This window comes from Lysobacter sp. S4-A87 (assembly GCF_022637455.1).
In the GTDB taxonomy this organism is placed as follows: domain Bacteria; phylum Pseudomonadota; class Gammaproteobacteria; order Xanthomonadales; family Xanthomonadaceae; genus Lysobacter_J.
This window is the reverse complement of the sequence record NZ_CP093341.1, coordinates 1,935,903-1,948,968: the sequence shown is the minus strand read 5'-3', so window position 1 is coordinate 1,948,968 and position 13,066 is coordinate 1,935,903. Positions and strand designations below refer to the sequence as shown.

Annotated in this window: 9 protein-coding genes; 5 read left to right on the top strand and 4 right to left on the bottom strand. The window is 69.0% G+C overall.

All coding sequences use genetic code 11. The features are described 5' to 3' along the window. Window positions 1–123: 123 nt before the first annotated feature. From MNR01_RS08790 to MNR01_RS08775, 4 genes are all read right to left on the bottom strand, one after another. Window positions 124–2,691 carry a TonB-dependent receptor gene (locus MNR01_RS08790; RefSeq protein WP_241917452.1) on the bottom strand — a complete coding sequence of 856 codons (2,568 nt, stop codon included), beginning with the start codon at window positions 2,689–2,691 and terminating at the stop codon, window positions 124–126. Window positions 2,692–2,743: 52 nt separating this feature from the next. Beyond that, entirely contained in the window at window positions 2,744–4,771 is a 2,028-nt protein-coding gene (locus MNR01_RS08785) for a tetratricopeptide repeat-containing sulfotransferase family protein (RefSeq protein WP_241920513.1), read from the bottom strand. 127 nt (window positions 4,772–4,898) lie between these two features. After that, a complete protein-coding gene (gene pcaF, locus MNR01_RS08780) occupies window positions 4,899–6,080 on the bottom strand; it encodes a 3-oxoadipyl-CoA thiolase (RefSeq protein ID WP_241920512.1) in 1,182 nt (393 codons plus the stop codon). 22 nt (window positions 6,081–6,102) lie between these two features. Further along, on the bottom strand, window positions 6,103–6,918 hold the full coding sequence (locus tag MNR01_RS08775; RefSeq protein ID WP_241920511.1) for an IclR family transcriptional regulator C-terminal domain-containing protein: 816 nt from the start codon (window positions 6,916–6,918) through the stop codon (window positions 6,103–6,105). A gap of 171 nt (window positions 6,919–7,089) precedes the next feature. On the opposite strand from MNR01_RS08775, the gene MNR01_RS08770 reads away from it, so the two are divergent. From MNR01_RS08770 to MNR01_RS08750, 5 genes are all read left to right on the top strand, one after another. Then, complete coding sequence (locus tag MNR01_RS08770; protein ID WP_241920510.1) at window positions 7,090–8,409, top strand: aminotransferase class III-fold pyridoxal phosphate-dependent enzyme; 1,320 nt, start codon at window positions 7,090–7,092, stop codon at window positions 8,407–8,409. A gap of 78 nt (window positions 8,410–8,487) precedes the next feature. Then, on the top strand, window positions 8,488–10,056 hold the full coding sequence (locus tag MNR01_RS08765) for an aldehyde dehydrogenase family protein (RefSeq protein ID WP_241920509.1): 1,569 nt from the start codon (window positions 8,488–8,490) through the stop codon (window positions 10,054–10,056). Window positions 10,057–10,063: 7 nt separating this feature from the next. Next, a complete protein-coding gene (locus MNR01_RS08760; protein ID WP_241920508.1) occupies window positions 10,064–10,912 on the top strand; it encodes a CoA-transferase in 849 nt (282 codons plus the stop codon). Beyond that, window positions 10,909–11,703 (top strand): CoA-transferase, encoded by a 795-nt coding sequence (locus MNR01_RS08755; RefSeq protein ID WP_241920507.1) that lies wholly within the window; start codon window positions 10,909–10,911, stop codon window positions 11,701–11,703. Before MNR01_RS08760 ends, MNR01_RS08755 begins: the two co-directional genes overlap by 4 nt. A 29-nt stretch (window positions 11,704–11,732) precedes the next feature. Beyond that, complete coding sequence (locus tag MNR01_RS08750) at window positions 11,733–13,064, top strand: acetyl ornithine aminotransferase family protein (RefSeq protein ID WP_241920506.1); 1,332 nt, start codon at window positions 11,733–11,735, stop codon at window positions 13,062–13,064. Window positions 13,065–13,066: the final 2 nt, after the last annotated feature.

The window sequence follows — 13,066 nt, the reverse complement described above, 5'->3', positions numbered from 1 at the left end:
CCGCGTTCCCGGGTGCGCTTCGCTTACCCGGGCTACGCGGTGGAGGGCTCAAGAAAAACAGCCGGCGGCAACCCCCCGATTGCCGCCGGCTTCCCTCACCCCGTACCTCTTTCGTGCGCGCCCTTAGAACTTCTGCCCGAACCGGATGCCGATCGTGCGCGGCTGGTTGGTCACGGTGTAGATCTGCCCGTTCGGGTATTCCGGCACCACGCCCGAAGCACCGCACACGGTCTCCGCGCAGCTGGCGAAGCGGTAGATGTCGGCGCGCTCGTCGAACACGTTGTTGATGTAGATGCTCGCCGTCCAGTTGTTGCGACTGATGCCAGCCGACAGGTCGGCCACCGTGTACGCATCAAGGTCGCCGAGGATCCCGCGCTCGAGGATGCGCAGGTCCGAGGTACGCGAGCCCACGTGCACCACGTCGCCCTGCACGAAGGCATCCATCGTGCCCAGCGTGAAGTTGTAGCGGGCGATGATGTTGCCCTTGAACTCCGGCGTGACCGGCAGGCGGGTGCCGTCCGGTGCTTCCGGATCGGCGCAGTCGGTGACCGGGTTGCCGGCGTCGTCGGTGAAGCCGCAGTAGTTCTCGGTCAGCTTGGCGTCGTAGAACGCCACGCCGGCGCCGATCTGCAGGTTGTAGGTGGCGGCCCAGTTCACGTCCATCTCCAGGCCGTCGATGCTGGCCTGGTTGGCGTTCTTGATCTCCGTCAGGCCATTGGCGCCGAGGATGGAGAACTGGAAGTCTTCCCACTCCTGGTGGAACACCGAGCCGTTGAAGGTGACGCGGTTGTCGGCCCAGCTGGTCTTCCAGCCCATCTCGTAGTTGGTCAGGTAGTCCGACAGGTACGGCGGCAGCGTGCCGCGGCGGTTGATGCCGCCAGGACGGTAACCTTCGGACCAGGTGGCATAGATCATCTTGCTCGGGTTGATCTGCCAGGTCAGGTTGGCCTTGCCCAGGTTGCCGCTTTCCTTGACCGTCTTGTCGAAGATCTGGCACGGCGCGCCATTGAACGACGGCCAGCTGGCCGGGTCCGGACCGAACTGCTCGATACAGATCGATTCGCCGTACGACGAACCCGACGACCAGCCGTCACTGAAGCCGAAGAAGCCCTTGAGGCTGTTCTCGGAGCGGAAGTGGCGGCCGCCGATGGTGCCGATCAGCACTTCGGGAATGAAGTCGTACGAGAACTCGCCGAACACCGCCTCGTCCTTGTCCTCGCGCTCCTGCTTGGTCAGCCAGATGGTGTCGGGCCAGCCGGTGATCGAGTACTGCGAGCCGAAGCCGTCGATCTTGTAGCGCTGTTCGATGTCGTGCTTGTGGGTCTGGTAGAACAGGCCGGCGGTCATGCGGAAGCGGTCTTCGCCCGGCGAGCTCAGGCGCAGCTCGTGGCTGTCCTTCTTGTAGCGGTCCTTGCCCTGGATGTACTGCGACGGGTTGATGAAGTTGTCGTTGTCGTCGTAGGCGCTGTAGGAAGCCAGCGTGTCGTACCAGAAGCCGTAGTCGTTGTAGTCGGAGTCGACGTCGACGTCGCGCTTGAGGTGGCCGTAGGCGTAGGTCAGGTCGAAGTTGCCGATCTTGCCTTCGACGGTCATGGCGGCCTGCCACCAGCGGTCGTCCGACTTCTCCTTGTAGAAGTGGCTGATCGCCAGGTCGCCGACTTCGCGGTCGGTGAAGAAGGCGCCATTGGCTTTCGCCGTCTGGCCCATGATCATCGGCGTGATGGCCCAGTCGTCGGAGATGTCCCAACGCAGGGCCAGGCGTGCGCCGGTGGTGTCGACGTCGTTGTAGTCGTCGTCGGCGCGGCCGGTGCAGACCAGCAGGTCGGTGCTGGTGCAGTCGCGGTTGGTCAGCACGCCGCCCCAGCTGGCGCGGGTGTCGTCGCTGGTGTCGTCCGGCGTGCCGCCGTCGTCGGTGCGAATCGGGAACTGGCGGTCCTGCGGCTTGTTGTCGATGTAGCCGGCGTCGTGCTGGTTCCAGCCGACCAGGCGGATCGCCGCCGAGTCGCTGAGCGGGACGTTGACGAAGCCTTCCTCGATGTGACCGATGCCGCCGTCACTGACGCTGTTGAGCTCGAGGTCGTAGCCGGCGGAGAAGCCGCTGGCGTCGGGCTTGTTGGTGATGATGCGCAGCGCACCGGCCTGGGCGCTGGCGCCGTACAGCGTGCCCTGCGGGCCGGACAGCGCCTCGACGCGGGCGACGTCGTAGATGTGCAGGTCGAGCGGGCCCTGGATGGTGGTGATCGGCTGCTCGTCGAGGTACACGCCCACGCTCGGCAGCGAGCCGGAGTGGTTGCCGTCGCCGCCGCTGGCGACGCCGCGCATGTAGATCTGCGAGAAGCCCGGGCCGAAGGTCTGGTAGGAGACACTCGGCAGGAACTTAACGTAGTCCTCGAAATCGGTGATGTTGAGTTCGTCGAGCTTCTGCTCGCCGAGCACCTCGATGCTGATCGGCACCTTCTGCAGGTTTTCCGAACGCTTCTGCGAGGTCACCGTGACCGTGTCGAGCACCAGTGCCTCGCGCTGGCCGGCGGTCTGCGCGGGTTGGGCCGGTTGGGCGGGCGGGGCCTGCGTGGCGGCATCCTGTGCGAACGCCGGCGAGGCGAACGCCAGGCAGATGGCTGCCGTCAGCGGGAAGCGCTTGAGCCGCGCGGGTGCGACGTGTGTACGTGATCTACTGCCGGACTTCTGCATCGTTCTTCTCTCCCCAGACGGACGAAATAGAGCGGAAACCGAACTGCTTGCTTCAATGTTCCCCAGGTGGCTCGGGGTAGGTGTCGAGCACCGGGCCGAGCGCCGCCTTGAGCGGTTCGAGCCAGGGTTCGTAATGGCGCCACTGATCGAGGCCTTCGCGGAAGATCGGCTTGCGCACCTGTTCGGAACTGGCGGTGCGCACCGGCCGTTCGTTCTCGAAGAAGCGCAGGCACTGTTCCTCGAAGGGCAGGCCGCAGGCGTCGAGCAGGCGGCGCACCTCGTGCTCGGTGTCGTCGACCATGCGTTCGTAGATCACGCGGTGGACGCGGCCCGGCAGCACGTCGTCGAAATGCGCCATCAGCGCGACGTAGTCGCGGTAGAAGCGGCCGATGTCGTCGAGGCTGTAGCTGAAGCCCTGGCCACGGGCGAAGTGCTGCTTGAAGTTGGAGAAGCAGCACGCCAGCGGATGCCGGCGCGCGTCGATGATGCGCGCGTTGGGCAGCATCAGCTGGATCAGGCCGACGTGCATGAAGTTGTTGGGCATCTTGTCGATGAACAACTGCGCGTCGGTGTGGCGGTGGATGCGGGTGCGATCGAGGTAGCGGCGGCCGAGGGCGCGCAGCTCGTCGTGGTCGAGCGTGGCCAGCACGTCGTGGTAGCGGCCCGGGCCCGCGGCATCGGGGCCGGCGCGCGAGCGCAGCTCGCGGCTGATGGAGGTGACTTCCGACAGCTCCATCGTGCCTTCGACCAGGCTGTGGCTGGACAGGATCTGCTCCAGCAGGGTCGAACCCGAGCGCGGCAGGCCGACGATGAAGATCGGGTCGCGGGCGTCGTCGCCGCTGCCGGCGCGGCGCTCGAAGAACTCGCGCGTGTACAGCTGGCGGACGTGGTTGACCTTGGCCGTGGTGGCGCCGGCGTTGTAGTCGATCTGGGCATGGCGCACGGCATTGGCGCGCGCGTAGTGCTGGAACGAGGCCTCGTACTGCGCGGCGTCCTCGAGCGCCTTGCCGAGCGCGAAGTCCAGGTGCAGGCGGTTGTCGTCCGACAGGCGCGGCTGCGCCAGCTGCGCGCGCATTGTCGCGATGTCGTCCGCGGTGAAGCGCAGGGTCTTCAGGTTGGCCAGGCTCCACCACGCTTCGCCGAGCGACGGCTCCAGCGCGATGCAGCGGCGGTAGGCGGCGATCGATTCGTCCTGGCGGCCGGCGGTCTTGAGCGCGTGGCCGTAGCTCATCCACGCACGGGTCTGGCGCGGGTACGCGCGCAGGATGCCTTCGTACAGGCCGATGGCGGTCGCGTAGTCGCCGATGCGGCACAGAACGGCCGCCTTGAGGTTGCGATAGCCGGGGTTGTCCGGGGCGGTGGCGAGCAGCGTGTCGATCTGCACCAGCGCCTGCCCGGACTTGTTGCCGCGGTGCAGGACCAGGGCGTAGTGCTGGCGGGCGGCATGGAAGTCCGGGGCCAGTTGCAGGCAGCGCGCCAGCAGCTTCTCGGCGTCGCTGCTGCGGTCCAGGCGTGCGGCCAGCTCGGCGAACATGCGCAGTGCGGCGACGTCGTTGGGCGACTTGGCCAGGTGCGCTCGCAGCAGCGCCTCGGCCTCAGGGATGCGGTTCTCGGCCAGCGCCGCGCCGGCGCGCAGCAGCGCCGGGTCGCGGCTGGAATAGCGGATGTGCTGGCTGTAGGCGGCTTCGGCGGCGGTATTGTCGCCGGTCGCCGAGAGGTGATCGCCCAGGGCCAGCCAGGCGCTGGGCAGGTCGGGCTTGAGCGCGACCGCGCGGCGCAATGCCAGCAACGCTTCGTCACCGCGGCCGACGCGGCCGAGGGCGATGCCCAGCTCCAGCTGGGTCCGCGCCGAACCTGGCTGGGCGTGGGCGAGCGGTTCGAGCACTGCCAGCGCGCCGTCGCTGTCGCCGCAGGCCGAGCGCGAGGCGCCCAGCACCAGCAGCGCGGTCGGGTGGTCCGGCAGGGCCTGCAGGATCTCCGCGGCCTGTGCCGCGGCCAGCGCCGGTTGCTCGTCGAGCAGCCGCACGGCGTGGGCCAGTGCGATCTCGAGGGTGGCAGTGGGCTCGGGTGCGGCGCTCATGCGGGGTCTCACGCGTGACAGGACGGCTGGGGCTGGCAGTGCGATGACGCCATCCGACTATGCCGAATCAGGCGACAACAATCACCAATTTTTAACAGTACGCAAGTCGAACGGTTCAGTGACAGGTTCACGAAACGCGCTCCAGGGCCAGGGCGACCCCCTGGCCGACGCCGACGCACATCGACAGCAGCGCCCGCCGCTGGCCGGCGCTTTCCAGTTCGTGCATCGCGGTCAGGGCGAGGCGGGCGCCACTGGCGCCGAGCGGGTGGCCGAGCGCGATCGCGCCGCCGTTCGGGTTGACCCGCGGGCTGTCGTCGGCCAGGCCGAGCGCGCGGGTCACCGCCAGCACCTGGGCGGCGAAGGCTTCGTTGATCTCGATCGTGTCGAAATCGTCCAGGCCCAGGCCCAGCCGCGGCAGCAGCCGACCGATCGCCGGCACCGGGCCGATCCCCATCGTCCGCGGCGCCACGCCCGCGCTGGCCATGCCGAGCACGCGGGCCCGCGGCACCAGGCCATGGCGCGCCAATGCGTCCTCGCCGGCGAGCAACAGCGCGCAGGCGCCATCGTTGATGCCCGAGGCATTGCCGGCGGTGATGCTGGTGCCGGCGCCGAGGGCCGGCGCCAGTGACGAGAGCTTTTCCAGCGTGGTGTCGGCGCGCGGCTGTTCGTCGCTGTCGAGCTTGCCGACCGCCATCAGCTCGCGCCCAAGGCGACCGCTGGCGATGGCCCGCGCCGCGCGCTGCTGCGAGCGCAGTGCGAACGCATCCTGGTCGTCGCGGTCGATGCCGTGCTCATCGGCCAGGTTCTGCGCGGTGCGCATCATCGGGTCGACGCCGTGCAGCGCCTCGAACTTCGGATTGACGAAGCGCCAGCCCAGCGTGGTGTCCTGCAGGGCCTGTCCGCGGTCGAACGCGGCATCGGCCTTGCCCATGACGTAGGGCGCGCGCGACATGCTCTCCACGCCACCGGCGATCACCAGTTCGGCCTCGCCCAGCGCAATGGCGCGCGCGGCCTGGCCGACGGCTTCCAGTCCCGATGCGCAGAGCCGGTTGACGGTCACGCCCGGCACCGACAGCGGCAGTCCCGCCAGCAACAGCGCCATGCGCGCGACGTTGCGGTTGTCTTCGCCGGACTGGTTGGCGCAGCCGAGGATGACCTCGTCGATGGCCGCCGGATCGAGGCCGGCATTGCGCTGCATCAGCTGCTGGATCGGCAGTGCCGCCAGGTCGTCGGCGCGCACCATCGACAGGCCGCCGCGATAACGTCCGAACGGCGTGCGCACGCCGTCGCAGAGATAGACGGGGCGCATGCCGTGCATCAGCCGACGTCCCTCATGCAGTCACCGCCTGCAAGCGGTTGGCCGGCACGCAACCTTCGATGGCCTGGGCCGTCTGCTCCAGTTGCGGCAGCACGTTCTCGATGGCGTGGCGGGCGGCATCGGGGTGGTAGGGCATGGAGACGTTGATGGCGGTGGCGATCCTGCCCTGCGCATTGCGCAGCGGCACCGCGATCGAGCACAGGCCCAGTTCGAGTTCCTGCTCGACGTAGGCATAGCCCTGCATGCGCACGTCGGTAACGATCCCGCGCAGGCGGCGCAGGTCGGTCTGCGTGTGCGGCGTCAGCCGGGTCGGCTTGCATTGCGCCAGCCAGGCGTCGAGCTCGGCATCGTCCAGGCCCGACAGCAGCACCCGGCCCATCGCCGCGCAGAACGCCGGCAGGCGCGCACCGACGCCCAGGTTCACGCTCATCACGCGCTGGCCGGGAACGCGCAGCACGTAGACGATCGATTGCCCGTCGAGCACCGCCATCGAGCTGCTCTGGCGCACCTTGCGGGCAAGGTCTTCCATCAGCGGCTGGGCGAGGTCGGTGAGGTTGAGCGAGCCCAGGTAGCCGAAGCCCAGCTCGAGCACGCGCGGACCGAGCATGAACTCGCGGCCGACCGCGCGGACGTAGCCCAGGTGCTGCAGGGTCAGGACCAGGCGCCGGGCCGCGGCGCGCGACAGGCCGGTGCGGGTGGCGATGTCGGCCAGGCCAAGGCGGTTGCGGTCGCGCCCGAACGCGGACAGCACCGACAGCCCGCGGGCCAGCGACTGCACGTAATCGCCGCCGTCCTCGAACTGGTCCGAGCCTTCTGCTTTCCTCGGCATGCCGGGTTCCTTCGCTCCTTGACGGTGTCGTGTTGCAGTCCGCTCGAAACCGACGGGGACCGGATTGACGACGAGATTAGGGCTTCCGTAGAGTGGTGCGCAATACGCACATCCGTGCGCATAGCGCACAATCTGTTGCTGGGGGGCGTGCCGTCCATGGGGGTGCCGTCGATGTCGATCGCTGAGCGCGACAGTGTTCTGCACAGCTGGTCGGTCCAGGCCGACTGGCACGCGCCGACCGTCGTCGGTGGCCAGGGCGCGCGTCTGCACCTGGTCGACGGTCGCGAGATCCTCGACATGAGCAGCCTGGCCGAGTGCAGCAATCTCGGCCACCAGCACCCGCGCCTGGTCGAGGCCATCCGCTCGCAGGCCGAGCGCCTGTGCTTCGTCACCAACGCCTGGGGCGCGACCCCTCGCGCGGAGCTGGCGCAGGCGCTGCTGGAGCGTTCGGGCTTCGAGGGCGGCCGGGTGTTCTTCACCCTCGGCGGCGCCGATGCCAATGAGCACGCGGTGCGGATCGCCAGGCAGGCCGCGCGCAAGCCCGGCGGCGCGATCATCGCCCGCGAACGCTCGTACCACGGTGCCACCCAGCTGGCGATGGCGCTGTCCGGCGACAGCCGCGCGCATGCGCTGGGGATCGATCCGCGGGCGCTGGGCGTGCACCACGTGCCGCCGCCGTATGGCTACCGCTGCCCGTTCGGCGGCCGCGACGAGGAGCAGTGCGGCGTTCGCGCCGCGGCTGCAGTCGCCGATCGCATCGACGACCTGGGTGTCGACAACGTCGCCGCCGTGATCATGGAGCCCGATGCCGGCACCAATGGCATCGTCGCTCCGGACAACTACTGGCCGGCGTTGCGCACGCACACCGCCGATCGCGGCGTCCTGCTGATCGCCGACGAGGTGATGAGCGCGTTCGGCCGCTGCGGCGAATGGTTCGCCTGGCAGCGCCATGGCGAGGCCGGTCGTCCCGACCTGATGACGCTGGCCAAGGGCCTCACCGGTGCCGCCCTGCCGTTGGGCGCGGTGGTGCTCAGCCGCGAGGTCGCCGCCAGGCTCGAGCACGAGATGCTGCACTCCGGCCTGACCTATTGCGGCCATCCGCTGGCCTGCGCCGCCGGTGTTGCGGCGCTGCAGGCGTACCAACACGAGGGCCTGATCGAGCGTTCGCGCACGCTCGGCGTGCAACTGCTGACGGAGCTTGAACTGCTGAAGTCGCGCCACCGCGTCATCGGCGACGTCCGCGGCGGTCACGGCCTGTTCGCAGTGATCGAACTGGTCGCCGACCGCGACAGCCGCGCGCCGCTGGCGCCATGGCCGCAGACGCCGCCGGCACTGAAGGCGCTGGTCGAAGCGGCGATGGCCGAAGGCGTGTCGTTCGCGATGCGCGGCAACCTCATCGTGCTGGCGCCGCCGCTGGTGATCGGCGAGGACGAGCTTGGCGATGCGCTGTCGCTGCTCGATCGCCTGCTGACGCGTTTCTTCTCGCAATGAGCTTGAATCCACTCTCGTCCATCCCGCGATCTTCCATGACATCCACAGCGCGATCGTCCTGATCGCAGCGAGGCCGCAATGAGCTTCCGCCTGACCTACGCCACGATGTTCAACCCGCCCGAGGCGATGCATGAGCGCTTCGAGGCCGCGATGGCCCGGGTGAGCGCGGACCTGGGGCGGCGCCACGAGCTCTTCATCGACGGCCAGGACCGTGCCGCGGCGGACTACGCGACACGCCACAGCCCCATCGACAGCCACCTGTCGCTGGGCGAGTTCGCCCTGGCCAACGCCGGTGACGTTGACACCGCGATGCGCGCCGCGCACGCGGCGTTCCCGGCCTGGCGTGCGCTGCCGGTGGCCGAGCGCGCCCGCCTGATGCGCAAGGTCGGCGACCTGATGGAAGAGCGCGTCTACGACATCGCCGCGGCGCTGACCCTGGAAGTGGGCAAGAACCGCATGGAAGCGCTCGGCGAGGCGCAGGAGACGGTCGACTTCTTCCATTACTACGCCGACGACTACGAACAGAACGCCGGTTTCGACCGGCCGCTGCCGAACGACCCGCTCGACGGCGTGGTCTCGCGCAACCGCAGCGTGATGCGGCCGCACGGCGTGTGGGTGGTGATCGCGCCGTTCAACTTCCCGTTCGCGCTGGCCGGTGGGCCGGTCGCGGCGGCGCTGGTGACCGGCAACACAGTGGTGGTCAAGGCCGCCAGCGACACGCCGTGGTCCGGCCGCCTGCTGGCGGACTGCATCCGCGATGCCGGCCTGCCGCCGGGCGTCTTCAATTACGTGTCCGGATCGGGCCGCGATGTCGGCGAGGCGCTGGCGCATCATCCGCTGACCGCCGGCATCACCTTCACCGGTTCGGTCGGCGTCGGCATGCAACTGCTGCGGCAGATGGCCGGCGGCGCCTACCCGCGGCCGTGCATTGCCGAGATGGGTGGCAAGAACCCGTGCATCGTCACGGCCAATGCCGACCTGGAGCGCGCCGCCACCGGCATCGTCCGCTCGGGGTTCGGCATGGGCGGACAGAAGTGCTCGGCGCTGTCGCGGCTGTACGTGCACGACAGCGTCGCCGACGAACTGATCGGGTTGCTGCGCGGCAAGATCGAGGCGATCCGGATAGGGGATGCGCGCAGCCGCGAGAACTGGCTGGGACCGGTCATCAACGCAAGCGCCTACGGCAACTACGCCGGCTACATGCAGCAGCTGCAGGCCGACGGTGCGACCGTGGTTGCCGGCGGCCGCCAGCTGCGCGACGGCGAGCTGGCGCGTGGCTACTACGTCGAGCCGGTGCTGGCCGAAGCCGACCTGGCGCATCCGCTGTGGAAGCAGGAGATGTTCCTGCCGATCGTGATGCTGCACCGCTATCGCGACCGCGAACACGCGATGCGCCTGGCCAACGACACCGACATGGGACTCACCGCCGGCTTCTACGGCGGCAGCGACGAAGTGCCGTGGTTCCAGGACCGGATCGAGGCCGGCGTCACCTACGCCAACCGTCCGCAGGGTGCCACCACGGGCGCCTGGCCGGGCTACCAGCCTTTCGGCGGCTGGAAGGGATCGGGCTCGACCGGCAAGGCGATCGCGTCGTTCTATTACCTGCAGCAGTACCTGCGCGAACAGTCGCGCACGGTCGTGGAGTAAGCCGCGGATGCGCCTGATGTCGTTGCGCGAAGCACTCGCCGCCCACGTCGCCGACGGCGACTGCGTGGCACTGGAAGGATTCACCCACCTGATTCCGTTTGCCGCCGGCCATGAACTCATTCGCCAGGGGCGGCGCAACCTGCACCTGGTGCGGATGACACCGGACCTGATCTACGACCAGCTGATCGGCATGGGCTGCGCGCGGCGACTGACGTTCTCCTGGGGCGGCAATCCCGGGATCGGATCCCTGCACCGCCTGCGCGACGCAGTCGAGCATGGCTGGCCGCAACCGCTGGAGCTCGACGAACACAGCCACGCCGGCATGGCCGCGGCCTACTGCGCCGGCGCGTCGAGGTTGCCCTTCGGCGTGCTGCGCGGCTATCTCGACAACGATCTCGACAAGGCCAACCCGCGCATCGGCCGCATCGAATGCCCGTTCACCGGCGAGCGCCTCGCGGCGGTGCCGGCAATCAACCCGGACGTGACCATCCTGCATGCCCAGTGCGCCGACCGCGAAGGCAACGTCGCCATCCGCGGCATCATCGGCGCGCAACGCGAGGCGGCACTGGCGGCGGGGGCGCTGGTGGTCACGGTCGAGCAGATCGTCGAGCGCCTGGAGCCGGCGATGAACGGCATCGTCCTGCCGCACTGGACCGTGGATGCGGTAGTGCATTGCCCGGGCGGCGCGTATCCGTCCTACGCGCACGGGCACTACTCGCGCGACAACACCTTCTACCAGCGCTGGGATGCGATCTCGCGCGACCGCGACGGCTTCAAGGACTGGATGCGCGAACACGTGCTGGAAACCAACGACCACGCCGGCTTCCTCGCCAGCCTGCGGGCGGAGGCGGCATGAGCACGGCCACCCGCGATGAATGGATGACCGTGGCGGCGGCACGCATGCTGTGGAACCGCTGCGTCTGCTTCGTCGGCATCGGCCTGCCGAGCGCGGCCTGCAACCTGGCGCGGTTCACCCATGCGCCCGACATCGTGCTGATCTACGAATCGGGCACGATCGGCACCCGGCCGGATGTGCTGCCACTGTCGATCGGCGACGGCGAGCTGGCCGAGACGGCATCGTTCGTGGTGCCGTTGCCGGAAGTGTTCAGCCACTACCTGCAGGCCGGACGCGTCGATGTCGGCTTCCTCGGCGCGGCGCAGGTGGACCGCTATGGCAACCTCAACAGCACCGTGATCGGTCCCTACGATTCACCGACCACGCGCCTGCCGGGCGCCGGCGGCGCGCCGGAGATCGCGGCGCACGCGCGCCAGACCTTCGTCATGCTCAAGGCGTCGCCGCGCAGCCTGGTCGAGCAGCTGGATTTCCGCACCTCGGCCGGCTACCTCGATGGCCACGGCGCGCGCGCACGCAGCGGCGCGACCGGCGACGGTCCGCGCGCGGTGATCACCGATTTCGGCATCCTCACCCCGCACCCGCGCAGTGACGAGCTGCGGTTGAGCGCGCTCTATGCCGGCGCCACGGTCGAAGAGGCGCGCACAGCGGTGGCCTGGCCGCTGCTGCTGGCCGAGACGGTGGAGACCATCGCCGCACCGAGCGAATCCGAACTGGCGATCCTGCGCGCGCTGCAGGCGCGCACCCGCGAGGCACATGCGCGACCGGTCGTGCTGCCGCAGGTGACGGCATGACCCACCCGACCCCCCTTCGAGAGCCCGCCATGCGCAACGACCACATCCGTACCGAACTGCCCGGCCCGAAGGCGCGCGCGATGATCGAGCGCGATGCGCGGGTGATTTCACCGTCGTACCCGCGCGACTACCCGTTCGTCATGTCGCACGGGCGCGGCACGCAGGTCTGGGACGTCGACGGCAACCGCTTCCTCGACTTCGCCGCAGGCATCGCGGTATGCAGCACCGGCCACGCCCATCCGCAGGTGGTGCAGGCGGTGAAGGACGCGGCCGACCAGTTCCTGCACATCTCCAGCGATTACTGGCACGAGCAGATGACCGCGCTGGGTGAGCGCCTGGCAAACATCGCACCGATGAAAGGCGGGGAGGCGATGAGCTTCCTGTGCCAGTCCGGCACCGAGTCGGTGGAAGCGGCGATCAAGCTGGCGCGCTACGTCACCGGCCGACCGCGTTTCATCGGCTTCCTCGGCGGCTTCCACGGCCGCTCGATGGGCTCGCTGGCTTTCACCTCCAGCAAGTACACCCAGCAGAAGGGCTTCTTCGCCACGATGCCGGGCGTCACCCACGTGCCGTACCCGAACCCGTACCGGCCGCTGTTCGCCGGCAGCGACCAGGGCGTGGCGGTGCTGGACTACATCCGCATGTTGTTCGAACGCAGCGTGCCGGCAGCCGAAGTCGCCGGCATCCTGGTCGAACCGATCCAGGGCGAGGGCGGCTACGTCGTCCCGCCAGACAGCTTTCTGGCCGGCCTGCGCGAGCTGTGCGACGAGCACGGCATCCTGCTGATCTTCGACGAGGTGCAATCGGGCATCGGCCGCAGCGGCCGCCTGTTCGCCAGCCAGCACTGGGGCGTGAAGCCAGACATCATGACCCTGGCCAAGGGCCTGGGCTCGGGGCTGCCGATCGGCGCGATGGTCGCCTCGGCGAGCCTGATGTCGCAGTGGAAGCGCGGCGCGCACGGCAATACCTACGGTGGCAACCCGCTGGCCTGCGCGGCGGCCAACGCCACCATCGACCTGGTCGCCGGCGGGTATGCCGACAACGCCGGGCAGGCCGGTGGCTACTTCACGTCCAGGCTTCGCGAGCTGATGCGTGACTACGCCTGCATCGGCGAGGTCCGCGGCAGGGGGCTCATGATCGGCATGGAACTGGTCGAGTCCGATCCCGCCCGCACGCCGGCGCGCGCGCTGTGCGACGCCGTCATCACCCGCGCCTTCCACAACGGCCTGCTGCTGCTGTCGTGCGGCACCAGCACGGTGCGCTTCATGCCGCCGTTGAACGTGGACCGCGCCGAAATCGACGAGGCGATCGCGCTGCTGCGGATCAGCCTCGACGAGGCGCTGGCAGAGACGCGGGTCTGAGC

Excerpts from the sequence above, each read along its gene's own strand:
- MNR01_RS08790 (WP_241917452.1), bottom strand. The coding sequence starts at position 2,691 with ATGCAGAAGTCCGGCAGTAGATCACGTACACACGTCGCACCCGCGCGG.
- MNR01_RS08750 (WP_241920506.1), top strand. The coding sequence starts at position 11,733 with ATGCGCAACGACCACATCCGTACCGAACTGCCCGGCCCGAAGGCGCGC.
- MNR01_RS08760 (WP_241920508.1), top strand. The coding sequence starts at position 10,064 with ATGCGCCTGATGTCGTTGCGCGAAGCACTCGCCGCCCACGTCGCCGAC.
- MNR01_RS08785 (WP_241920513.1), bottom strand. The coding sequence starts at position 4,771 with ATGAGCGCCGCACCCGAGCCCACTGCCACCCTCGAGATCGCACTGGCC.
- MNR01_RS08765 (WP_241920509.1), top strand. The coding sequence starts at position 8,488 with ATGAGCTTCCGCCTGACCTACGCCACGATGTTCAACCCGCCCGAGGCG.
- MNR01_RS08770 (WP_241920510.1), top strand. The coding sequence starts at position 7,090 with ATGTCGATCGCTGAGCGCGACAGTGTTCTGCACAGCTGGTCGGTCCAG.
- MNR01_RS08755 (WP_241920507.1), top strand. The coding sequence starts at position 10,909 with ATGAGCACGGCCACCCGCGATGAATGGATGACCGTGGCGGCGGCACGC.
- MNR01_RS08775 (WP_241920511.1), bottom strand. The coding sequence starts at position 6,918 with ATGCCGAGGAAAGCAGAAGGCTCGGACCAGTTCGAGGACGGCGGCGAT.
- pcaF (WP_241920512.1), bottom strand. The coding sequence starts at position 6,080 with ATGCGCCCCGTCTATCTCTGCGACGGCGTGCGCACGCCGTTCGGACGT.